General features: G+C 67.0%; 22 protein-coding genes. 13 read left to right on the forward strand and 9 right to left on the reverse strand.

Translation table 11 applies throughout. The annotated features are described in order from the left end of the window. Nucleotides 1-10 precede the first annotated feature (10 nt). From RCF13_RS19485 to RCF13_RS19495, 3 genes are read left to right on the forward strand one after another with little or no spacing between them, the layout of a single operon-like run. Nucleotides 11-1,696, forward strand: a complete 1,686-nt coding sequence (locus tag RCF13_RS19485; protein ID WP_134969201.1) for a GMC family oxidoreductase — start codon at nt 11-13, stop codon at nt 1,694-1,696. Then, nucleotides 1,696-2,271 carry a gluconate 2-dehydrogenase subunit 3 family protein gene (locus RCF13_RS19490; protein ID WP_134969200.1) on the forward strand — a complete coding sequence of 192 codons (576 nt, stop codon included), beginning with the start codon at nt 1,696-1,698 and terminating at the stop codon, nt 2,269-2,271. Before RCF13_RS19485 ends, RCF13_RS19490 begins: the two co-directional genes overlap by 1 nt. Continuing rightward, complete coding sequence (locus RCF13_RS19495; RefSeq protein ID WP_061479188.1) at nt 2,271-3,029, forward strand: DUF1080 domain-containing protein; 759 nt, start codon at nt 2,271-2,273, stop codon at nt 3,027-3,029. Before RCF13_RS19490 ends, RCF13_RS19495 begins: the two co-directional genes overlap by 1 nt. Before the next feature lie 10 nt (nt 3,030-3,039). On the opposite strand, the gene RCF13_RS19500 is transcribed toward RCF13_RS19495, so the two are convergent. From RCF13_RS19500 to RCF13_RS19520, 5 genes are read right to left on the reverse strand one after another with little or no spacing between them, the layout of a single operon-like run. Then, a complete protein-coding gene (locus RCF13_RS19500; protein ID WP_005415640.1) occupies nt 3,040-3,336 on the reverse strand; it encodes a cytochrome c in 297 nt (98 codons plus the stop codon). An 18-nt stretch (nt 3,337-3,354) separates the two neighbouring features. Next, entirely contained in the window at nt 3,355-4,218 is an 864-nt protein-coding gene (locus RCF13_RS19505; RefSeq protein ID WP_154350381.1) for a sugar phosphate isomerase/epimerase, read from the reverse strand. Nucleotides 4,219-4,237: 19 nt separating this feature from the next. Then, nucleotides 4,238-5,362 carry a Gfo/Idh/MocA family oxidoreductase gene (locus RCF13_RS19510; protein WP_231352599.1) on the reverse strand — a complete coding sequence of 375 codons (1,125 nt, stop codon included), beginning with the start codon at nt 5,360-5,362 and terminating at the stop codon, nt 4,238-4,240. Between the two features lie 12 nt (nt 5,363-5,374). After that, on the reverse strand, nt 5,375-6,592 hold the full coding sequence (locus RCF13_RS19515) for a nucleoside permease (RefSeq protein ID WP_134968073.1): 1,218 nt from the start codon (nt 6,590-6,592) through the stop codon (nt 5,375-5,377). Nucleotides 6,593-6,619: 27 nt separating this feature from the next. Beyond that, the gene (locus tag RCF13_RS19520; RefSeq protein ID WP_134968074.1) at nt 6,620-7,672 is read right to left on the reverse strand and encodes a sugar phosphate isomerase/epimerase family protein; all 1,053 of its coding nucleotides are present in this window, start codon (nt 7,670-7,672) and stop codon (nt 6,620-6,622) included. Between the two features lie 95 nt (nt 7,673-7,767). Here RCF13_RS19520 and RCF13_RS19525 point away from each other — a divergent pair, with 95 nt between their 5' ends. The 4 genes from RCF13_RS19525 (at nt 7,768) to RCF13_RS19540 (ending at nt 13,021) form a co-directional block, all read left to right on the forward strand. Continuing rightward, entirely contained in the window at nt 7,768-8,772 is a 1,005-nt protein-coding gene (locus RCF13_RS19525) for a LacI family DNA-binding transcriptional regulator (protein ID WP_134968075.1), read from the forward strand. Between the two features lie 149 nt (nt 8,773-8,921). Continuing rightward, nucleotides 8,922-9,974 (forward strand): sensor domain-containing diguanylate cyclase, encoded by a 1,053-nt coding sequence (locus tag RCF13_RS19530; RefSeq protein WP_061479183.1) that lies wholly within the window; start codon nt 8,922-8,924, stop codon nt 9,972-9,974. A gap of 116 nt (nt 9,975-10,090) precedes the next feature. Beyond that, entirely contained in the window at nt 10,091-11,116 is a 1,026-nt protein-coding gene (locus tag RCF13_RS19535; protein WP_053497611.1) for an AI-2E family transporter, read from the forward strand. 162 nt (nt 11,117-11,278) lie between these two features. Further along, nucleotides 11,279-13,021 carry a GGDEF domain-containing protein gene (locus tag RCF13_RS19540; protein ID WP_134968076.1) on the forward strand — a complete coding sequence of 581 codons (1,743 nt, stop codon included), beginning with the start codon at nt 11,279-11,281 and terminating at the stop codon, nt 13,019-13,021. Between the two features lie 9 nt (nt 13,022-13,030). Here the strand turns inward: RCF13_RS19540 and RCF13_RS19545 are convergent, their stop codons facing one another. Together RCF13_RS19545 and RCF13_RS19550 are read right to left on the reverse strand one after the other, a co-directional pair. Further along, nucleotides 13,031-13,537 carry a PaaI family thioesterase gene (locus tag RCF13_RS19545; protein WP_231352600.1) on the reverse strand — a complete coding sequence of 169 codons (507 nt, stop codon included), beginning with the start codon at nt 13,535-13,537 and terminating at the stop codon, nt 13,031-13,033. 36 nt (nt 13,538-13,573) lie between these two features. Beyond that, nucleotides 13,574-14,011, reverse strand: a complete 438-nt coding sequence (locus RCF13_RS19550; protein WP_134968077.1) for a hypothetical protein — start codon at nt 14,009-14,011, stop codon at nt 13,574-13,576. 285 nt (nt 14,012-14,296) lie between these two features. Between RCF13_RS19550 and RCF13_RS19555 the strand changes: the two genes are divergently transcribed. Then, nucleotides 14,297-14,728, forward strand: coding sequence for a pyridoxamine 5'-phosphate oxidase family protein (locus RCF13_RS19555; protein ID WP_134968078.1), 432 nt, complete (start codon nt 14,297-14,299; stop codon nt 14,726-14,728). 38 nt (nt 14,729-14,766) lie between these two features. On the opposite strand, the gene RCF13_RS19560 is transcribed toward RCF13_RS19555, so the two are convergent. Together RCF13_RS19560 and RCF13_RS19565 are read right to left on the reverse strand one after the other, a co-directional pair. Beyond that, entirely contained in the window at nt 14,767-16,161 is a 1,395-nt protein-coding gene (locus tag RCF13_RS19560) for a DUF2867 domain-containing protein (RefSeq protein ID WP_134968079.1), read from the reverse strand. Between the two features lie 24 nt (nt 16,162-16,185). Next, on the reverse strand, nt 16,186-16,497 hold the full coding sequence (locus RCF13_RS19565) for a metalloregulator ArsR/SmtB family transcription factor (protein WP_004147836.1): 312 nt from the start codon (nt 16,495-16,497) through the stop codon (nt 16,186-16,188). Nucleotides 16,498-16,625: 128 nt separating this feature from the next. Between RCF13_RS19565 and RCF13_RS19570 the strand changes: the two genes are divergently transcribed. The 5 genes from RCF13_RS19570 (at nt 16,626) to RCF13_RS19590 (ending at nt 20,955) form a co-directional block, all read left to right on the forward strand. Beyond that, entirely contained in the window at nt 16,626-17,207 is a 582-nt protein-coding gene (locus RCF13_RS19570) for a hypothetical protein (RefSeq protein WP_061479179.1), read from the forward strand. Between the two features lie 204 nt (nt 17,208-17,411). Then, nucleotides 17,412-17,879, forward strand: a complete 468-nt coding sequence (locus RCF13_RS19575) for a DUF2975 domain-containing protein (protein ID WP_134968089.1) — start codon at nt 17,412-17,414, stop codon at nt 17,877-17,879. Continuing rightward, the gene (locus RCF13_RS19580) at nt 17,879-18,103 is read left to right on the forward strand and encodes a helix-turn-helix transcriptional regulator (protein WP_061479178.1); all 225 of its coding nucleotides are present in this window, start codon (nt 17,879-17,881) and stop codon (nt 18,101-18,103) included. Before RCF13_RS19575 ends, RCF13_RS19580 begins: the two co-directional genes overlap by 1 nt. A gap of 43 nt (nt 18,104-18,146) precedes the next feature. Continuing rightward, a complete protein-coding gene (locus tag RCF13_RS19585; protein ID WP_134968080.1) occupies nt 18,147-19,685 on the forward strand; it encodes a TerC family protein in 1,539 nt (512 codons plus the stop codon). A gap of 133 nt (nt 19,686-19,818) precedes the next feature. Further along, nucleotides 19,819-20,955 (forward strand): metallophosphoesterase, encoded by a 1,137-nt coding sequence (locus RCF13_RS19590; RefSeq protein ID WP_061479176.1) that lies wholly within the window; start codon nt 19,819-19,821, stop codon nt 20,953-20,955. Nucleotides 20,956-20,993 lie beyond the last annotated feature (38 nt).

The raw sequence follows: 20,993 nt of genomic DNA on the forward strand, positions 1-20,993 counted from the left end.
TGAGAGACCCATGGCAGATAATCACTACGACGCCATTGTTGTTGGCTCGGGAATCAGTGGCGGCTGGGCAGCGAAGGAGCTGACCGAGAAGGGCCTGAAGGTCCTGATGCTGGAACGCGGGCGCAACATCGAGCACGTCAAGGACTACGTCAATGCGATGAAGGAAGCGTGGGACTTCCCGCATCGCAACCGGCCGACGCAGGCGATGAAGGCCGCTTTTCCGGTGCTGATGCGCGACTACGGCCTCGCCGAGAACCTGGAAGGAATGTGGGCCAACGAGCAGGACTCACCCTACATCGAAACCAAGCGTTTCGACTGGTTCCGCGGCTACCACGTCGGTGGCCGTTCGCTGTTGTGGGGCCGTCAGAGCTACCGCTTCTCCGACCTGGATTTCGAGGCGAACCTCAAGGAGGGCATCGCCACCGATTGGCCGATCCGCTATGCCGACATCGCGCCGTGGTACGACCATGTGGAAAAGTTCGCCGGCATCGCCGGCACGCGCGAGGGACTGGACGTGCTGCCGGATGGTGAGTTCCTGCCGCCGATCCCGTTGAACATCGTCGAAAAGGATGTGGCCGCGCGTATCAAGAAGGCCTTCGGCGGAACGCGCCATATGATCCACTCGCGCACCGCCAACATCACCCAGCCGATGCCCGAGCAGGGGCGCGTCAACTGCCAGTACCGCAACAAGTGCATCCTTGGCTGCCCCTTCGGTGCCTACTTCTCGACTCAGGCGGCAACGTTGCCGGCGGCGATGAAGACCGGCAACCTGACCCTGCGGCCGTTCTCGATCGTCAAGGAAGTGCTCTACGACAAGGATCGCAAGCGCGCGCGTGGCGTGGAGGTGATCGACGCCGAGACCGGGCAGACCTACCAGTACACGGCCAAGGTCATCTTCCTCAACGCATCGTCCTTCAACTCGACCTGGCTGCTGATGAACTCGGCCACCGATGTCTGGGAGGGGGGGCTGGGTTCTTCGTCGGGCGAGCTGGGGCACAACGTGATGGACCATCATTTCGGTGCGGGCGCCTCGGGCCGGGTCGAGGGCTACGAAGACAAGTACTACTTCGGCCGCCGTCCCTGCGGCTTCTACATTCCGCGGTTCCGCAATGTCGCCGCCGACAAGCGTGGCTATCTGCGCGGCTTCGGCTACCAGGGCGGTGCCAGCCGCACCGGCTGGTCGCGCGAGATCGCCGAGCTGAACATCGGTGCCGACCTGAAGGAGGCGCTGACCGTGCCCGGTGACTGGCGCATCGGCATGACCGGATTCGGTGAAATGCTGCCGCACCACGACAATACGATCCGCCTGGACCACGACCACAAGGACAAGTGGGGGCTGCCGGTGCTGGCGATGGACGTCGCCATGCGCGCCAACGAACTGGCCATGCGCAAGGACATGGCCGCCGATGCCGCCGAGATGCTGGAGGCGGCCGGCGTCAAGGACGTGAAGATGCACGACAACGACTATGCCCCGGGCAAGGGCATCCACGAGATGGGGACCGCGCGCATGGGACGTGATCGGAAGAGCTCGGTATTGAACCAGCACAACCAGGTATGGGATGCACCCAACGTCTATGTGACTGATGGTGCCTGCATGACCTCCAGCGCCTGCGTGAATCCTTCGTTGACCTACATGGCGCTGACCGCGCGCGCGGCCGACCACGCCGTGCGCGAACTGAAAGCGGGGAACCTGTGATGGATCGCCGCGAACTGCTGAAGATGATCGTCGCCGCCACCGGTGCGGCCATGGTCGGCCTGCCTGCGCTGGTGCAAGGCAAAGCGCCAGCGGCCGGGGCGATGGTTCCGTTCTCCGATGCCGATATCGGCACGCTGGACGAGATTGCCGAGACCATCCTGCCGCGGACCCGGACACCCGGGGCGAAAGACGCGGGCGCCGGTGCGTTCATGGCGACGTTCGTCAGCGACTGCTACACCGCCAGGCAGCAGGCGGTGTTCCGCGCCGGGCTGGCGGACATCGACAAGCGCGCCGGTGGCCGCTTCGTGTCGCTCACGCCGGAGGCGCGCACCGGATTGCTGCGTACACTGGATGCCGAAGCCAAGGCGCGCAATGCAGACGTGACCGAGACCGGAACGCCCGAAGAGGGCGAAGCCATGCCGCATTACTTCACGATGATCAAGCAGCTGGCCATCTTCGGCTTCTTCACCTCCAAGGTCGGTGCGACCGGGGTGCTGCAGTACGTCGCCGTGCCGGGGCGCTACGACGGTGACCTCGCCTATGTCCCCGGCACACCTGCCTGGGGGACCAGCTGATGGACACCAACCTGATGATCCGCCCTGCGTTGATCACCGCCGGCCTGCTGGCCGCTGCATCTGCGTTCGCACAGGACAGTGCCGACGCTGTGCGTGACCCGAAGAAGACGGAAGTGTGGACCCCTGTGCCCGCGACCGTGGCAACGCCACCCGGCAAGGCACCGTCCGATGCGATCGTGCTGTTCGATGGCAAGGATCTCTCCGCGTGGGAATCGGAGCAGGGTGGCCGCGTGCCCTGGAAGGTTGCCGGAGGCGCCATGACGGTTGTTCCGGGCAGCAAGGGCATCCGTACCCGGCAACCCTTCTGCGATGTCCAGCTGCATGTCGAATGGCGTACGCCCACCGAAACGAAGGGCTTCGACGGCCAGAACCGGGGCAACAGCGGGATCTTCCTGCAGGGACTCTATGAGTTGCAGGTACTCGACAGCTACCACAACCCGACCTACGCCAATGGCCAGGCGGGTTCGATCTACAAGCAGGCCATGCCACGGGTGAACGCCTCGCGCGCACCGGGCCAGTGGCAGGTCTACGACATCCTCTGGAAGGCCCCGCGCTTCTCGCCGGGCGGCGGCCTGACGTCGCCCGCACGGATCACCGTGCTGCACAACGGCGTGCTGGTACAGGACGACACCGTGCTGGCGGGCAGGACCGAATACATCGGTGCGCCTTCGTACGCACCGCATGGGTGCGCGCCGCTGTATCTGCAGGAACATGACTCCAGGGTCAGCTACCGCAACATCTGGGTGCGCGAGCTGTAGCGCCCACCCGCTACTTCGCCAGGTAGCTGGCGATGTCATCGATCTCCTGCTGTGACAGCTGCGGGAAGGGGGGCATCAGACCGCCGCCCTTCCTGATCCTGTCCTTGACCTGGGCGGGCTGCAGCCGCTTGCCGACATCGGTGAGCGCCGGGAACGTCGGCGGTACACCGGTGCGTTCAGCACCGTGGCAGGCGGTGCAGTGCTGGGCGTAGAGTTTCGCGCCGGCGGCCGGGTCGTCCTTGGCCCACGCTGCCGTCGCAACGTTCATGCCGCCCAGGGCCACGGCCACTGCCAGGATCATTTTCATGTGGGGCTCCTTGATGCGTCAGCGGTGGGCACGGGTGGGCGGGTTGGTGGTCAGGTGTTCACGCAGGTAGTCTGCGCCGGCCTGGATGACCTTGGCCGGGTCGCGTGGCTGGTCGTGTTCGACGATGTACCACTGCACGCCAGCGGTGGCGGCGGCCGGCAGGATCGCGTCCCAGTCCAGCACGCCCTGGCCGACCGCAGCGAATCCACCTTCGTCTTCGGCCTGGCCCTTGGGCGCATTGTCCTTGGCGTGTACCGCAAACATGTGGCCGCGGAACTTGCCAAGCATCACGGCCGGGTCCAGGCCCGCGCGCGCGACCCAGGCCAGGTCCAGTTCGGTCTGCAGCTCGGGGCCGGCGGCGTCGAACAGCAGCTCCAGTCCGGTCCTGCCATTGAAGTCGACCAGCTCGAAGTCGTGGTTGTGGTAGGCCAGCTGCATCCCCTTGCCACGCACCTGCCTGGCAATCCGGCCCAGCTCCCGGCCCAATGCGGTCCAGCCGGCGGCATCGCGCGGACGGTCCTTCTGGTCCAGGTAGGGCACCACCAGCGTGCTGTTGCCAATCGAGCGGTTGAAGGCCACCACGGCATCCAGGTTGTCGCGCAGCTCGGCCAGCTGAACGTGCGACGAAACCGCTTTGATCGAGTAACGGTCCAGCAACTGTTTCAGTTCCGCAGCGCTTGCATTCTGCGTACCGACGGTCTCCACCGCACGCACGCCCGCGTCGTGGACGATCTTCAGCTGCTGGTCGAGCGGGCCGGCGTTGCGCAGCGTGTACATCTGCACGGCGATGGGCTTCTGCGCACCGGCTGTGTTTCCTGCGAAGGCGGGCAGGGCGGCGAGCAGCAGGACGAGGATTGCAGTTCTACGGACAGGGATGTTCATCAACAGGTCCTCCCGGGATTCAACCGATGGCGGTCCAGGTGCGTGACCTGGCCGATGCAATGACACGATCGACGATCCGCGCCGAGCGCAGGCCGTCTTCGAAGGTGGGCAGGCCCTGCGGCCGCTCGCCTTCAATGGCGCGATAGGTGTCGGCCACGAACGCTTCGAAGCACTGCCCGTAGCCCTGCGCGTGCCCCGCTGGCAGCGGCGACAACCGGCGTTGTTCGGCACTGCCGGCGCCCGGGCCGCGCACGAAGATTTCCTCGCGCTGCTCGGGCAGGCCGATCCACAGCCGCTCGGCATCCTCCTGGTTGAACGCCACGCTGGCGTTGGCGCCGTCGATCTCGAACCAGAGCCGGTTGTGGCGTCCGGCCGAGACCTGGCTGACCGTCAATGACGCCAGCGTGCCCGCGCCGGTCCTGAACATCGCTGCGGCCACGTCCTCGCTCTCGACCGCTTGCTTTGCGCCGTCTGTCGCCGGCGTGCTGAAACTCTGGGAGGTGGTTGCGCTGCGCTCGGGGATCACCGTGGCAAACGCCGCGTTCACTTCGGCGAAGCACTCGCCGCTGACCCATTCAACCAGGTCGCACCAGTGCGACCCGATGTCAGCGAACACGCGCGATGTGCCACCCAGTGCCGGGTCAACCCGCCAGTTGTTGCTGGCCGGGTCCAGCAGCCAGTCCTGCAGGTAGCTGCCATGGATCAGGTGCAGTGGCCCCAGGTCGCCCTGCGCGATGCGTGCACGTGCCTCGCGGACCACCGGGTGGTAGCGGTAGACGAAGGGGACGGTGGCGACCAATCCGGTCGAGGCGGCCAGCGCCGCCAGCGCCTGCGCATCGTCCAGCGTCGTCGCCAACGGTTTCTCGCAGATCACGTGCTTGCCGGCGTCCAGTGCGGCCTGCGCCATCGCGCGGTGCAGGTGGTTGGGCGTGCAGATGTGCACGACCTGTACCTGGGGATCAGCGACGACGTCCTCGATATCGCGATAGGCGCGCGGGACATTCCACGCGTGCGCCACCTCGCGCGCGCGCTGCGGCGACGAGGCGGCCACGCCGCGCACCTCGGCGCCCGCCAGCAGTGCCGCGCGGCGATGCACCGCGCCGATCATGCCGGTACCAACGATGGCGATTCCAAGCGGGGGCATCGGCCGGTCTCCTCAGGGTGTGGACGACGCGGCCGCCGCTACCGGGCGGTCGCGGAACAGCAGCAGGAAGGCGATCAGCACTACCAGTGCCACGCCGGCCGGGAACAACCAGATCTGCTGCCAGTCCGGGCCCGCTGCAGTGGTGAAGTGCTCCACTACCGCGCCGGACAGGAAGGTGCCGATCAGCATGCCCACGCCATAGGTGGCCAGGGTGATGAAGCCCTGCGCGCTGCTGCGCGCGGCGGGGCCGGCGTGGGCATCGGTGTAGATCTGGCCGGTGACGAAGAAGAAGTCGTAGCAGATGCCATGCAGTACGATGCCGATCACAAGCAGGGAGAAGCCACTGCCCGCATCGCCGAAGGCGAACAGCGCGTAGCGCACGACCCAGGCCGCCATGCCGACCGCCAGCATGGTCTTCACCCCCAGCCGCACGAACAGGAACGGCATGGCCAGCATCAGCAGCACTTCGGACACCTGGCCCAGCGACTGCAGGCCGGCCGCGCCCTGCACGCCCAGGTCGTTGAGATACGGATTGGTGAAGTTGTAGTAGAACGACAACGGGATGCAGATGGCGATGGAGGCCAGGAAGAACACCAGGTAGGCGCGCGACTTCAGCAGCCGCAACGAATCCAGTCCCAGGATCTGCCCCAGCCCGGCATCGCGCTGCTGTGCCAGTGGCGGCGTGTGCGGCAGGGTGAACGCATACAGGCCCAGCACCAGCGATGCCGCCGCCGCCATCCGGAAGGTCAGTTCAAGCCGATGCGCCTGTTCCCAGCCCAGCCAGCCGATCAGCACCCCTGCGACGATCCAGCCGACGCTGCCGGCCACGCGTACCAGCGGGAACTGCTTCTCCGGCGATTGCATGTGCCGCATCGCCACGCTGTTGGCCAGTGCCAGCGTCGGCATGAACAGCAGCATATAGCCCATGACGCACGCGGAAAACACGCTGAAGCTGGTGGCGGTGGACGCCAGCCACATCAGCACCGCGCCGGCCAGGTGCAGTACCGCCAGGATGCGCTGCGCCGCGAAATAGCGGTCTGCGATCAGGCCGACCAGGAACGGTGCCACGATGGCACCGATGGACTGGCTGAGAAACGCCGTTGCCACCTGGCTTGCGCTGGCCTGCAGCGGGCCCTGTACCAGGTAGGTGCCCAGGGTGACGAACCACGCCCCCCAGATGAAGAACTGCAGAAACATCATCGCGCCCAGGCGCGACATGGCGTGCGTCATGGCTTGCCCTCCCGGGGCGGTCTTGGCTCAGATTCCCAGCATGCGGCGCAGTGATCCAGCGTCCGTGGCGCTCCCGGCAAAGTCGTCGAAGGCGCGTTCGGTTACATGGATGATGTGATCGCGGATGAAGGCGGCACCCTCGCGCGCGCCGTCCTCCGGGTGTTTCAGGCAGCACTCCCACTCCAGCACCGCCCAGCCGGGGAAGTCGTACTGGGCGAACTTCGAGAAGATCGCCTTGAAGTCGATCTGGCCGTCACCGGGTGAGCGGAACCGGCCCGGACGATCGATCCAGTCCTGGTAGCCGCCATACACGCCACTGCGCGCGCTGGGGCGATACTCCGCGTCCTTGACGTGGAAGATGCCGATGCGGGCGTGGTAACGGTCGATGAAACCGAGGTAATCCATCTGCTGCAGCAGCAGGTGGCTGGGGTCGTACAGGATCTTCGCGCGGAGATGATGGTCGACCTCATCGAGGAAGCGCTCGAAGGTCGCACCGTCATGCAGGTCCTCGCCCGGGTGGATCTCGAAGCACAGGTCCACGCCGCAGGCATCGAACACATCCAGGATCGGGCGCCAGCGGCGGCCGAGTTCGGCGAAGGCTTCTTCCACCAGGCCCGGCGGGCGCTGCGGCCACGGATAGAAGTAGGGCCAGGCCAGCGCACCGGAGAACGTGGCGTGCGCGCTCAGCCCGAGGCGCTGGCTCGCCTGCGCGGCGAGCCGCAGCTGCTCCACGGCCCAGGCCTGGCGCGCGGGCGGGTTGCCGCGCACGTCTACGGGTGCGAATCCGTCGAACAGGCTGTCGTAGGCGGGATGGACCGCGACCAGTTGCCCCTGCAGATGAGTCGACAGTTCGGTGATCTGCAGACCGTGCCCGGCCAGCATGCCGGCAACATCGTCGCAGTACGCCTGGCTGCGTGCCGCCTCGGCCAGATCGAACAGGTGGGGCGCGGAGGTGGGAACTTGTACGCCAGAATAGCCCAGACCCGCGGCCCACCCGGCCAGCGTATCCAGCCGATCAAAAGGAGCTGTGTCGCCGATGAACTGCGCCAGGAACAGCGCTGGACCCTTGAGCGTCTTCAACGTGATTCGCCCTCGATGCAATCGATTGCATTATCCTAGCAGGGGCGCACGCAGGACCTGTTGTGCACTGCACAGCGGACAGGAGAACTAACGCCATGGCCACCATCTACGACATCGCCAGGCACGTCGGCGTCTCCGCAGGCACGGTGTCACGGGCGCTTTCCCGGCCAGACAAGGTGCTGCCGGCCACCCGTGCGCGCATCGAGCAGGCCGCCGCCGCATTGGGCTATGTGCCCAACACGGTGGCCCGCACGCTCAAGACCCAGCGCAGCGGCAAGATCCTGGTCACCGTCCCGGACATCGCCAATCCGTTCTTCGCACAGATCCTGCAGGGTGCGGAGGAGGCCGCGCAGGCGGTCGGCTACGCGGTTCTGCTGGGCGATACCCAGCATCAACCCGATCGTGAGGAGCGCTACGCACAGATGCTCCGGCGCAATGAGGCCGACGGCATGATCGTGCTGGGCCATCGCCTGCCACCGACCGCGCGCGAAATCGTCGAGCAGCGCGGCGCAGCTGCGCCGGTGGTCAATGGATGCGAGTTCGACCCCGCACTGGGCATCCCCAGCGTCCATATCGACAACGCGGCCGCCGCACGCGCGGTGATGGAGCACCTGTACGGCCTGGGGCACGAACGGATCGCCGTGGTCGGCGGGCCACCTGACAACCCCCTGCACCAGCAGCGGCTGGAAGGGGTCCGGGCCGCCGGCAAGGCGCGGGGTCGCCTGCGCCAGCTGAGCATCGTGCCCGGGGACTTTTCCGTTGAGTCCGGGCATGCGGCGGTGATGGCGCTGCTGGACGGCACGCCCGTGCCGACCGCGGTGTTCTGCTTCAGCGACCAGATGGCACTGGGGGCACTGGCGGCCTGTCGCGACCGGGGCATCCGCGTTCCGGAAGCGCTCTCCATCGTCGGCTTCGACGACCTGGCCTCTTCGCGTTATCTCACCCCGCCGCTGACGACCATCCGGCAGCCGATGCGTGAAATCGGTGAGCGCGCGGTCAACCTGCTGCTCGCCATCATCGAACAGGTCGATGTACCGCTTCAGCAGACGCTGGAGTTCAGCTTCATGCTGCGCGGTTCGACAGCGGCGCCTGGGCGGTAGCGCAGGCGAGGCAGGGCAGCCGGAGCAGGGCGGCCGGCCCGCGCGTCGTGCCGCGACCTTGATCCCGAATTGACGCAAAGCTGTCAGACTCATCGCAGGCAGCCCGGCAAGGGCCGTGGCAGCAGGTGCGATCGCGCAAGGGGGGGGCAATGCCATTCTTCACCGATTCGGCGGAAGGCGCGGTCGAAGGCATTGGCGCGGCACGTCGCATCGGCTGGATGCGTTTCGTCGGCAATGCACTGGGGGCAATCCCCATCGCTTCGATCATCCTCGAGCGCCACGATGGGCCGCTGGCGTGGGTCCTGCTGCTGCTCAACGCGCTGGCGTGGCCTGCGCTGGCATTGATGCTGACCCAGCGCTCCGGCCAGCCCGCGCTCGTCCAGTTCCGCTGCATGGTGGCCGACTCCTTTTTCGGTGGTGGCTGGATCGCCTTCATGGCGTTGAGCGCGGTGCCCAGTGCACTGTTCGCCGCACTGCTGGTGGCCGACAAGATCGCTGCCGGTGGCGTTCGCCTGGCGATGCGCGCCACGCTGGCCCTGATGCTGGGCTTCGCTCTCACCTGGTGGGTGCTCGGCTTCCCTTACCAGCCGGTCACCTCGCAGCGCACGATCGTGCTGAGTGTCCCGTTCCTGTTCGTGTATGGCATCGGCCTGAGCATTCTCAGCTGGCAGCTGGCGCGCCGGGTCAAATCGCAGAACCGCCAGCTGCAGCGTCTCAGCCGGATGGACCCGCTGGTCGAGCTGGCCAACCGTGGCTTCCTGATCCTGCGTGCGCAGCAGGCGCTGGACCGGGCACAGGGCCAGGGCGGGTTTGCCTGCCTGCTGATGCTCGATGTGGACGACTTCAAGCGCATCAATGACTCGCATGGCCACCGCGCCGGTGACGAGGTGCTGCGGCATATCGCGGCGACATTGCGCACCGTTGCCCGGCCCGGTGATACGCCCGCGCGCCTGGGGGGCGATGAGTTCGTCGTGCTGCTGCGCGACTGCGCGCCCGTCGATGCGATGCACGTGGCCGAGCGGGTGCGCCTGCACCTGCTCGAGGCCGCGCGGCAGGCCACGCCGGGTGTGGAATTCAGCGTCAGTATCGGCATTGCGGCCACGCCGCGTGGCGGCAGTGTCGAGGACTGGTTGGCACTGGCCGACCGCGCGCTGTACCACGCCAAGCGCCAGGGCAAGAACACCGCCAGCTACGGCGAGTGAGCGCGCGTGGGGACGGCACGGCTGCCGCCGAACGAGGATGAAATACCCATTCATCCTGCACGCGGAATCGGCACGCCAATCCTCTACCATGGGCCACCCCGCCCGGACGCGCTCCCATGCAAGACGCTCTCGTTGCCCAGCCCAAGCCCCCCATTCCAAGGATCGCGGCGTGGCTGATGATGCTGCTGGGCATGTGGCTGGCGCTGAAACTGGGCCTGGTGGTCACCCTTCTGTCCGGCCTGCTGGTGTTCCAGCTGACCCACCTGCTGGCTTCCACCGTGGAAGGCAGGCTGCCGCCGGGACGCGCACGGGCAATCGCCGTGATCGTGCTGTCGGCGATCATCATCAGCGCGCTGGTGCTGGCCGGGATCGGCGTGGCCTCGTTCTTCCGCAACGAGACCGGTGGCCCGGATGCTTTGCTGGCGCGCCTGATGGAGATCCTCAACACCTCGCGGCACCAGGTGCCGGCGCTGCTGCAACCCTACATTCCCGAAGACATGCCAGCGCTGCGCGCGGCGCTGAACGACTGGGCCGCCGAGCATCAGCGCCAGCTGGGCGTGGCCGGTACCTCGGTGGTCCAGGTGGGTGTTCGCGTGCTGATCGGCATGGTGCTGGGTGCGATGATCGCACTGTATGACGAACTGCCGCTGCCGAAGATGGGTCCGCTGGCGCAGGAGCTGGTCGGGCGCACCAGCCGCCTGGCCACCGCGTTCCGCCAGGTGGTGTTCGCGCAGGTGAAGATCTCGCTGCTGAACACCGTGTTCACCGCGATCTTCCTGCTGGGCGTGCTGCCGTTGTTCGGAGTGCACCTGCCGCTGTCCAAGACCCTGGTGCTGATCACCTTCCTGGCCGGCCTGCTACCGGTGGTGGGCAACATCATCTCCAACACGATCATCACCATCGTCGCACTGTCGGTCTCGTTCTACGTGGCGGTGGCGGCGCTGCTGTACCTGATCGTGATCCACAAGCTGGAGTACTTCCTCAACGCGCGCATTGTCGGTGGCGAAATCCAGGCGCGTGCCTGGGAGCTGCTGCTGGCCATGCTGGTGATGGAGGCGGCCTTCGGCCTGCCGGGCCTGGTCGCCGCGCCGGTGTTCTATGCCTACGTGAAGCGCGAACTGGTCGACCAGCGCTGGATCTGACGCGGCGGGGCATGACGTATTTGTCCCGATTCGAGTGTCCGCGCGGCCTTGTCGGTGCGTTCGCGGCGGGCACGGTGTACCGACGGCCACGGTTGGCCCGCTAGCGGCTTGGCGCCTGTGCAGACGGTCGCTACAGTGTTCCGCACGACAGGGGAAATGTGCATGGCCCGCAAGGCGTCGCCCATCGGATTGCGGACCTGGGTCTGGATCCTGGCCGGGCTGTTCGTAGTCTGTACGCTGCCGCTGATGGCCATCGCACTGGTGCAGGGCACGCTGCGCTTCACCGCCGCCGAGGACAACCTGGTCAGCCTGCGCCGGCTGCAGCAGACCTTCGACCTGGCCAACCGGGTGTCGGCCGAGCGCGGCCCCGCCAACAGCCTGCTGGGAGCCAATACGGCCGATGCGGCCGAACAGGCGCGGCTGGCCGCGCAGCTGGCGGTTGCGCGCAAGCGGGTCGACACCGCCCTGCTGCAACTGGACACCGTGTTCAAGGCCGATCCGGGCGTGGTCGACGAACATGGGCTGCTGGCCGACGCGCGACGTCGCCTGCAGTCGGCGCGGGCCGCGGTGGACCAGGTGGCGGCACAGCCGCACGACGCGCGCCGGGTGGAAGACGTGGAGCGCGCGATCAGCAGCATGTTCGCCGTGGTCGATCGCCTGCACGTGTTGACCTCGACGCAGATCAGCGTGCTGGTCAGTGCCGACCGCGAAGCGGCGATCCCGGCGATGCAGGGCCAGGTGCTGATCGACCTGCGCGAGCATGGCGGCCGCCTGGCCTCGAACGTGATGGCGCCGGTGGCGGTACCGGGGGCCTGGCGTGACGAACAGGTGCGGGCGGCATTGCAGACCGAAGGCCGCCTGCTGGAACTGTGGCGGCTGGCAGGCAGCCATGACGCCGTGTTCCGCAGCGATCCGACGCTGTCCTGGCATTGGGACATGGCACGCCGGCAGTTCTTCGGCGAATCGCTGCCGATGATCGAACGGCTGATCGAAGATGGACGGCGTGGCGTGTCGCCGCCGTGGACCGCCGCCGAGTTCACCACGCGCTACGTACCGACCCTGCGGTCGCTGGAAGCGCTGCGTGACGGTTACCTGAGCGTGTCCATCGCCCGTTTCGAGCGCACCCGCAACCGCGAAGCGACGCGCCTGGTGGTGCTGGTGGCGACGGTGCTTGGCACGCTGGTGGTGCTGGGCGTGGCGCTGCGCATTGCCCATCTGCAGATCCTGCGGCCGCTGCTGCAGGCACAGAAGCAGGTGATCCAGATCGCCTCGGAAGCGCCCGGCCCGGAACAGCACGTGACCCACCCGCTGGCCGAGATGCAGCGCCTGTTCGATGCCATCGAAGTGCTGCGCGAGAAGTCGCGCGAGCGCTCGGCATTGACCAGCGAGCTGCGCCAGCTGGCCGGCACCGATGAACTGACCGGGTTGTTGAACCGGCGCGCGCTGGACCAGAGGGTGCAGCAGCGCCATGCCGACGGTGGCAACAGCGCGGTGGTGATCCTGCTGGACATCGATCGCTTCAAGGCCATCAACGACGGCCATGGGCATGCTGCTGGGGACCAGGTGCTGGTGCAGGTGGCACAGCTGCTGCAGCGCCACCTGCGCCGCAGCGACAGCATCGCCCGCTACGGTGGCGAGGAATTCCTGGTGCTGCTGGCCGACGGCGATCTGGACGGCGGCCGCCAGTTGGCCGAGTCGCTGCGCGTGGCCATGCGGCAGCTGGACATCGCACTGGCCGCAGGCAACGTGCTGCGGGTCACTGCCAGCTTCGGCGTAGCCGAGGGGGGCACCGATGCGCTGGGCTGGCGCACCCTGCTGCGCGCCGCCGACGCGGCCATGTACCAGGCCAAGGCGCAGGGCCGCGACCGCGTGCGGGTGGCCGGCGGCGGCCGCAACGCACGTTGAGGACACGCATCAGCCGATGCGCGCATGCACGCGCCGCAGCGTGCGCGCGATCATCCGGCGCGCGATGGGACGCGGCATCGAGAGCCCGCGCCAGCGCAGCGCACCCACCCGGAAGGTGGCGCTGGCGGTAGCCAGTACCTTGCCGGCCGGGTCGGTCAGCCAGCCACGGGTGAAGGCGATGCTGCCCTTGCTGTGCTCGACTTCGCCCCAGCCGATGATCAGCCCCGGCCGTGCCGGGTTGACGAAACTGGTCTTGGATTCCACCGTGACCGCGATGCGGTTGGCTGGCAGGGTGGCGTAGATCGCCGGCCCCATGCAGTCGTCCAGCATCGCTGACAGGAATCCGCCCTGCACGTTGCCCATCGGGTTGGTGAGCACCGTCCCGGCGTCGAACTCGACCTGGATGCGACGCAGTGCATCGTCATAGCCGATGAAGCGCCAGCCGAGCAGGGTGCCGGCCTGGGAACGTGGAAGATCACCGTTGACCACGCTGTAGAAGATCGATTCGGGGTTCATCGTGGAGCCTCGTGGGGGAGGGGAGAGAAAGGGAACTCACTGCGGTAGCGACAACAGCGCCAGCACGAATCCGATGACCGACAGCAGCACCACCGCGGCGCCGGCGGGTACCGGAGTACGCGCACCGGTGCGTCGCCGCACGCCGGACGCAACCAGGACCGGCGGCAGGGTGGCGACCAGACAGAACAGCTGGAACGCCAGCAGCTGCGGCAGTGCCAGGTGACCCCCGAAGAAGATCAGCCAGGCCAGCATCGCGCCGGCGCCGGCCAGCGCGATCCAACCGGCGCCGACCACGCGGATGAGTGCCATCAGCAGCACCTGCATGCGCGGGTCGATCTCCGCCCACGGCCTGCCCACGGCCTGGCCGTGGTAGGGCATGAAGTCGGAGCGTTTCAGATAGGCCGCAGCAAACAGCGAGACAATGAAGAACGCCAACAGATAGCAGCCGAACGCGAGCCAGGCGAACAGATCCATGTGGAGGCCATGCGGTTGGGGAGGAGTCGCCGCGTGCACGCCGGCTGCCATGCCGGTCGTGCCACGGGGTTGCGCGATTCTCGGGCACGCCCCTGTTAGCTGGGTGTGGTGCTCCGCAGGGGCGTTCCTCTATCTGCTTTTAACGTAAGCATGGCGGTGTGGAGTGCGTCACGCCCGGACCATGCGCCGTATCTCGTTTCCCGTGAAGAGGCCGCAAGTGCTCATCCACTTTCCGGTCACCGCTCTGCGCAGACGCTGGGCGTCCCTCCGATCAAGGACCGCGCCGTGACCGAGCTCACCCTCCCAGAACTTGCCAAGAAAATGGCCGGCATCGATTTCACGATGCTGCAGACCCACGCCAGTGGAGAAATTGCCGGTCGCCCCATGAGCAACAACGGTGACGTGGACTATGACGGTGACAGCTGGTTCTTCACCATGGAAGACACCGACATGGTGCGCGAGATCGAGGCTGACCCCACCGTCGCACTGGGTTTCTCCGGCAGCAAATCGCTGCTGGGCAAGCCGCCGCTGTTCGTGCACGTGCAGGGAAGGGCGGCGCTGGTGCGCGATCGGGCCACGATGCGCGAGCACTGGGTGAAGGACCTGGAACGGTGGTTCGAACAGGGAGTGGATACACCGGGACTGGTACTGATCCATGTGCGCGCCAGCCGTATCCACTACTGGGATGGCGAGGACGAGGGCGAAATCGTGATCTAACCGGAACCGCTCAGCGCCCGGCGCATCGCGTTCCAGGGTCAGCAGTGCGTAGGGTGTGCTGCCGAATCCCCAAGATTGGCCAGGTCCGGTGCCAAGGCGTGCTCCACCGCACGACGCAGCAGTGCCGGCGCGACATAGCGCCGGTGCCCGACGTCGATCAGTGCCATGTACATGCCGCCGAACGCATTGAGGGTCTGCACGCGTGAGCCCAGGCTGACCTCGACATGTCCATTGCTACGCCGCTGCACGCGCACGCTGCTGCGGAAACGCAGGTGCCGATCGTCGGCGCCGAGCAGGACTTCGGCGTCGTTGTCCTGCGTATCGATGTGCGAATCCAGCACCGGAAATCGACCAGCGAACAACCGGCTGTGATCGGTAGACAGCAGTGACGACACCGGGCATCCCAGCGGCGACGTGCGCAACCGCAACGGTGCCACCAGTCGGTTTCGCAGCGCCATCAGATAGCCTACGCCGCTGGGTGGATTGCGCAGGAAGCCGTCCAGTACATCGGCCAGCAGTGCCGATGCGGAACGGTGGATCACCTGCGAGGGTTCCAGGCACAGGGTGGTCAGGTCCTGGTAGTGGCTGTGCGGTAGCGCTGTGGGCAGCAGGCCATCGGTGGCGGCGGGCCGCGAATGGATGGGATAGGCCGGTGTGGCGCGTTCGACGAACCCGCGCAGCGGCCGCACGGGGATGCGGCGCAGCGGGCCGAGCAGGGCACGGGTACGCGCGCACAGGTGTGCGCACAGGCTGGGAGGCGCCGCCTGCAGCGACAGTCGCAACAGCGGTGCCGCCGCAAGCGAGGTGCCCGAAGGCCAGTGCGATTCCGGAAGCACCTCGGTCAGGCTGGGGATATCGGCAGCATTGCGCTCCACCTGTGCACGCGCCTGCTCGCTCATCGAGCCGGCCAGTTCATTGCTGTGGCAGGACAGCGCGAACAGCGCCGGATGTGCAGGATGGTTCGACGCGAACTGGTGCCAGGTGCCGCCGCCGAAGCGCACGGTAAAAAGGCAGTCCGGTGGGATGCGGATGCGCCGAAGCGTGCGCGCGAAGGCACCGGGATCTGCTGCCAGCTGCGTGTCGGAGACGGTGGCGAAACGCAGCTCGGCTCCCGCGCTGCCGGCGATGGCGGTGAACATGCGCGGGCCTGCATGGCGATGAAACGGGTGGCCACCGGCACCGACGGTGAAGCTGTACAGCGAGGAGGCATCCCCGTGCTGCAGGTGCATGCCACCCAGTCGCGCCGAAGGTTCATCCAACGCATCGATGAACGCCGGGTGGTGGCGCTGACGCTGGCCGGCGTCACTCACCAGCGCGTCACCGGCACCGATGCCGAGCTGCGCGATCAGGGTGACTTCGGTCGGGCTGCCACCCTCCAGTGCCGGAAGCTGTACGCCTGGAAACGAACGGCGGTCGCGGGTCGAACCAGGCATGGTCATGCTCCTCGGCGGAGTGGCTTAGCGGGCAGGGGACTTGCGGCGGGCGCGTGCTTCGCGCTTCAGCGGGCCACCGACCGGACAGACTTCGGCCGCCCACGAGAACAACGTGTTGGCCAGGCGGTCGGGCACCTGCCGGAAGTACACGAACTGGCCGCGCTTCTCCCGTTCGATCAGGCCGGCTTCCTCAAGGATGCGCAGGTGGCTGGACAGTGCCGGTTTGCTGAAATCGAAGCGCTCGGCCAATTCACCCGCGCTGAGCTCACCGGCGCTGAGATAGGCCAGGATCTGCCGGCGGGCGGTGGAGGCGAGGGCTTCGAAGATACGGTCCATGGCGAGCTAATTAACTAATTCGTTAATTGATAATCTTCCCGCCCAAGCCTGCTGTCAAGCCATGACCATTGCGCGCCGCGCCAGGGCTTTGCCATCCTCCCTGCTGTTTTCCGTACCGTGGAGTTCCAATGCGCCCTGCCTCCTGGCTGATCCTGGCCCTGCTGCCTGCCCTGGCGGCGGCGCAGCCTGCACGTTCACCCAAGGCCAGCGCACAGGCGCAGGACCCTTTCAGTGACTTGTTCGATACCGCCTGCATGCAGCACATCGGCGCGCCGGCGCGGTTGCAGTCGTTGATGGAATCCAACGGGCTGTCACCGCTGCAGCCTGCCGAGGCGGCAACGTTGCTGCAGGGGCAGTCGGGCGTGGCCTGGATGGTGCCTCTGGCCAGCGGCCGCTATGCGGTCAGCTGGGCTGACGATGGCACGTGCACGGTCTACGCCGAAAAGGCCGACGCGGCGGTCGTGCAGAAGGGCTTTGCCCGGTTGGTGCAGGCGGCGCCAACGCCGTTGCAGGCGCGCTCGCTGCCAGGCCGTGGGCCGTTGTCGGCGGACCAGGTGGCGATCCAGTACGGCTGGGCCACGCCCGGGCAGGCCAAGCTGCAGGTGCGTTTCCGGCTGGTCACGCGGCAGGCGGCCGAGGCCGGCGTGCAGGCGATGGCCTCGGTGACGCCGGGCGAAGCGATGCTGGAGCAGGCTGCACCCAGCCAATAACGCTGGCCCCGCGCCGCGCAGGCTGCCCATGCCCGCGATTCAGCCTTTCATGCAGGTTGTGATATATCGTTTATCGATAAATCCACCCTGGGGCGGCGAGGCCGCCCCAATGCCGGAGGCCGCTTGACCGCTCGTCCCGCCAGCGCCAGACCCGCGCGAGGCTTGTTCACCCTGGCCCAGGCCGCCGTCCAAGCCGTCCGGGCGATGTGCTGGCTGGGCATCCTGGCCGCACTGCTGGCCGTGCCGCTGGTCGCGCACGACCGTCGCTGGCTGCTCGACAGCGTCCACGATGCCGCTGCCGCTGCTGCACACGGCAACGCTCTGTTCCTGCACTTCTGCCTGGGGCTGGCTGCGATCGTCGCGCTGCTTGTGCTGTGCCTGCTGTTCCTGCGCCATCTGCTGCGGCTGCTGAAATCGGCGGCGCGCGAAAGGCCGTTCACCCACGCCAATGCGCAGCGACTGCAACGGATGGCGTGGCTGATGCTGGCGATGGAGCTGCTGTCGATCCTGATCGGCGCCTACGCGGCCTGGATGGGCCCGGACTTCACCTGGATGGAGGTGGGCGGCGGCATGTCGATCACCGGGCTGGTGGCGGTGATGATGCTGTTCGTGCTGGCACGCGTCTTCGCCGTGGGCGCGGCGATGCGCGATGACCTCGACGGTGTCATCTGATGGCAATCGTCATCACCCTGGACCGCGTGCTGCAGGAACGGGGCATGACCCTGTCCGAGCTGGCCGGGCGCATTGACATCACCCTGGCGAACCTGTCGATCCTGAAGACCGGCAAGGCGCGCGCCATCCGCTTTTCCACGCTGGATGCGATCTGCCGGGAGCTGCAATGCACGCCTGGCGACCTGCTCGGGTACGACCCGTCGCACACGCAGGACGCAGACTGAGTGTTTGTTCTTCTCCCTTACCTACTGACGAAACGGACCTGAAATGGAATGGTTGGCTGACCCCTCGATATGGATGGGCCTTGCAACCCTGGTCGTGCTTGAGATCGTGCTCGGCATCGACAACCTGGTGTTCATCGCGATCCTTGCCGACAAGCTTCCGCCACACCAGCGCGACCGCGCGCGGGTGATCGGCCTGGCACTGGCCCTGCTGATGCGGCTGGTGCTGCTGGCGGCGCTGGCCTGGATCATGAAACTGACCGAGCCGCTGCTTACGCTGTTCGAGCACAGCTTTTCCGGGCGTGACCTGATCCTGCTGGGCGGTGGCCTGTTCCTGCTGTTCAAGGGCACCATGGAGCTGCACGAACGGCTGGAAGGCCGCGCGCACCACGAAGATGGCAAGAAGGTCTACGCCAGCTTCGCCATGGTGGTGGCGCAGATCGTGGTGCTCGATGCGGTGTTCTCGCTGGATTCGGTGATCACCGCGGTCGGCATGGTCGACAACCTGGGCGTGATGTATGCCGCCGTGACCATCGCGATGGCGCTGATGTTGCTGGCGAGCAAGCCGTTGACCCGCTTCGTCAACAAGCATCCCACCGTGGTGGTGCTGTGCCTGGGCTTCCTGCTGATGATCGGTTTCAGCCTGGTGGCCGAGGGCCTGGGCTACAAGATCCCGAAGGGCTACCTGTACGCGGCGATCGCCTTCTCGATCCTGGTGGAAGCCTTCAACCAGTGGGTGCGTTTCAACCGTGAGCGCAACGAGCGTCGCCAGCCGTTCCGGCAGCGCACCGCTGATGCGGTGCTGCGCATGCTCGGCGCGCGCCCGGCCAATGGCCACGACGATGAAGGCCTGGACGCGCAGGTGGACGCCGAAGAGCGCCTGCAGCCGGCCGAACACGAAATGATCCGCAGCGTGCTGGGCCTGGCCGACCGGCCGGTGTCGAGCGTAATGACCGTGCGCGCCGATGTGCAGTGGATCGACCTGGCGCGTGGGCAGGAGGACGTCGTGGCGCGCCTGGTGGCGTCGCCGCACACCCGCCTGCTGGTGGGTGAGGGTGACCTGGACAGCCTGCGTGGCGTGGTGCAGAGCCGCGATCTGCTGGCCGACCTGCTGCAGGGCAGGCCGCTGCAGCTGGAAGGCAACCTGCGCGAGCCGCAGTACGTGCTGTCCAGCGCCAGTGCGCTGCAGGCGCTGGAACTGATCCGCCAGCATCCGGTACCGCTGGCAGTGGCGGTGGATGAGTACGGCAGCGTGGAGGGCCTGGTGACCGCCAACGATCTGCTGGCGGCGATTGCCGGCGATCTGGTCGATACCCAGGACGAGCGCTATGGCGTGGTCGCGCAGGGCGAGGAGCAGTGGGAGGCCGACGGTGCACTGACTCTGGACGACCTGCAGCGGCTGACCGGCGTATCGCTGCCACGCAGTGCCGACTACATGACCATCTCCGGGCTGGTGCTCGAGCAGCTGGGCCGGCTGCCGGACATCGGCGATGCGGTGGAGGTGGCGGGCGTGCGCATCACCGTGCTGGCGATGGAAAAACGCCGTATCGCCCGCCTGCGGGTGCAGCGCCTGGGCCATCCGTAGAGTCGGGCCTGCTCTACTGGCTTTCTGTAGAGTCGAGCCGTGCTCGACTGCGTCCCGAGCAGCCGAGCGCAGGCTCGGCTCTACACAACATCTCCCGCAACCTTCACCATGGCGGGCTCGTTTCCCCTTCTGGATGGTTGCAGTGCTGAGTACGATCGGTTTGTTGATGGGCCTGTATGTGGCCTGGCGCCTGTTCTGGCCACTGCGCATGTCCACTTGGCTGAAGGTCGTGCTGTCGCTGCTGCTGGTGGGCGTAGCCGTGCAGCTGCGTATCGTCGCCACCTTCTGGGGCACCATGGCGTCGCCGGAAATCCCGAAGCTGGCCATCGCCACGCTGGCCACCGGCTCCACGGCGGTGTTGCTGTTGGCGTTGCTGATGCTGGCGATGGATGTGGGCCTGCTCGCGTCCCGCCTGCTGCGCTGGCCACGTGCGGTAGCCGCATTGCGCACGCGGCGCTTGCGGCCGGCGGCCGGCGTGCTGGCCCTGCTGGTCAGTGGTTATGGTGTCAGCCAGGGCATGGCAGTGCCCCAGCCCCGGCAGATCGAGGTGAGCGTTGCCGGGCTGCCAGCGGCGTTCGACGGCTATCGCGTGCTGCAGCTGACCGACATCCATGCCAGCCGCCTGCTGACCGGCGACTGGGTGCGCAGGGTGGTGGATGAGAGCAACGCATTGGCGCCGGATCTGATCGTGATCACCGGCGATCTGATCGACGGCAGTGTGGAGGCCCGTCGTGACGACGCGCGTCCTCTGGCTGATCTGCGGGCGCCGGACGGTGTCGTCGCCATTACCGGCAACCACGAGTATTACGCGCAGTACCAGGCATGGATGCAGGCGTTCCGTGCGCTGCACATGCAGGTGCTGGAGAACAGCCACCTGCAGGTACGACGCGGTGATGCAGCGCTGACCATTGCCGGGGTCACCGATCCGGTGGCCGCACGCTACGGCCTGCCGCTGCCGGATCTGGACGCCGCCTTGGCCGGCGCCGATCCCTCTGCGCCGGTGATCCTGCTTGACCACCGCCCGCGCAACGCGCGAGAGGCGGCGGCGCGCGGCGTGAAGCTGCAATTGTCCGGGCACACTCACGGTGGGCAGATCATCGGCATGGACCAACTGGTGAGGCGGGCCAATGGTGGCTTCGTCTCCGGCCGCTACGACGTGGACGGGATGACCCTTTACGTGAGCAATGGTGCGGGTCTCTGGGCCGGTTTCCCGGCACGCATCGGCGTGCCGTCGGAGATCACCCTGGTGACATTGCGCCGCGCGCCGTGACCTGAAGTGGGGCAGATCCCGTTCCCGCAGGGAAAGGG

It is taken from the genome of Stenotrophomonas maltophilia group sp. RNC7 (assembly GCF_030910085.1).
In the GTDB taxonomy this organism is placed as follows: domain Bacteria; phylum Pseudomonadota; class Gammaproteobacteria; order Xanthomonadales; family Xanthomonadaceae; genus Stenotrophomonas; species Stenotrophomonas sepilia.

Coding starts and splice junctions, on each gene's coding strand:
- RCF13_RS19550 (WP_134968077.1), bottom strand. CDS start 14,011: ATGGATCTGTTCGCCTGGCTCGCGTTCGGCTGCTATCTGTTGGCGTTC.
- RCF13_RS19490 (WP_134969200.1), top strand. CDS start 1,696: ATGGATCGCCGCGAACTGCTGAAGATGATCGTCGCCGCCACCGGTGCG.
- RCF13_RS19540 (WP_134968076.1), top strand. CDS start 11,279: ATGGCCCGCAAGGCGTCGCCCATCGGATTGCGGACCTGGGTCTGGATC.
- RCF13_RS19565 (WP_004147836.1), bottom strand. CDS start 16,497: ATGGACCGTATCTTCGAAGCCCTCGCCTCCACCGCCCGCCGGCAGATC.
- RCF13_RS19585 (WP_134968080.1), top strand. CDS start 18,147: ATGGAATGGTTGGCTGACCCCTCGATATGGATGGGCCTTGCAACCCTG.
- RCF13_RS19545 (WP_231352600.1), bottom strand. CDS start 13,537: ATGAACCCCGAATCGATCTTCTACAGCGTGGTCAACGGTGATCTTCCA.
- RCF13_RS19575 (WP_134968089.1), top strand. CDS start 17,412: ATGTGCTGGCTGGGCATCCTGGCCGCACTGCTGGCCGTGCCGCTGGTC.
- RCF13_RS19590 (WP_061479176.1), top strand. CDS start 19,819: ATGGTTGCAGTGCTGAGTACGATCGGTTTGTTGATGGGCCTGTATGTG.
- RCF13_RS19515 (WP_134968073.1), bottom strand. CDS start 6,592: ATGACGCACGCCATGTCGCGCCTGGGCGCGATGATGTTTCTGCAGTTC.
- RCF13_RS19570 (WP_061479179.1), top strand. CDS start 16,626: ATGCGCCCTGCCTCCTGGCTGATCCTGGCCCTGCTGCCTGCCCTGGCG.
- RCF13_RS19500 (WP_005415640.1), bottom strand. CDS start 3,336: ATGAAAATGATCCTGGCAGTGGCCGTGGCCCTGGGCGGCATGAACGTT.
- RCF13_RS19525 (WP_134968075.1), top strand. CDS start 7,768: ATGGCCACCATCTACGACATCGCCAGGCACGTCGGCGTCTCCGCAGGC.
- RCF13_RS19560 (WP_134968079.1), bottom strand. CDS start 16,161: ATGCCTGGTTCGACCCGCGACCGCCGTTCGTTTCCAGGCGTACAGCTT.
- RCF13_RS19510 (WP_231352599.1), bottom strand. CDS start 5,362: ATGCCCCCGCTTGGAATCGCCATCGTTGGTACCGGCATGATCGGCGCG.
- RCF13_RS19495 (WP_061479188.1), top strand. CDS start 2,271: ATGGACACCAACCTGATGATCCGCCCTGCGTTGATCACCGCCGGCCTG.
- RCF13_RS19535 (WP_053497611.1), top strand. CDS start 10,091: ATGCAAGACGCTCTCGTTGCCCAGCCCAAGCCCCCCATTCCAAGGATC.
- RCF13_RS19485 (WP_134969201.1), top strand. CDS start 11: ATGGCAGATAATCACTACGACGCCATTGTTGTTGGCTCGGGAATCAGT.
- RCF13_RS19530 (WP_061479183.1), top strand. CDS start 8,922: ATGCCATTCTTCACCGATTCGGCGGAAGGCGCGGTCGAAGGCATTGGC.
- RCF13_RS19580 (WP_061479178.1), top strand. CDS start 17,879: ATGGCAATCGTCATCACCCTGGACCGCGTGCTGCAGGAACGGGGCATG.
- RCF13_RS19505 (WP_154350381.1), bottom strand. CDS start 4,218: ATGAACATCCCTGTCCGTAGAACTGCAATCCTCGTCCTGCTGCTCGCC.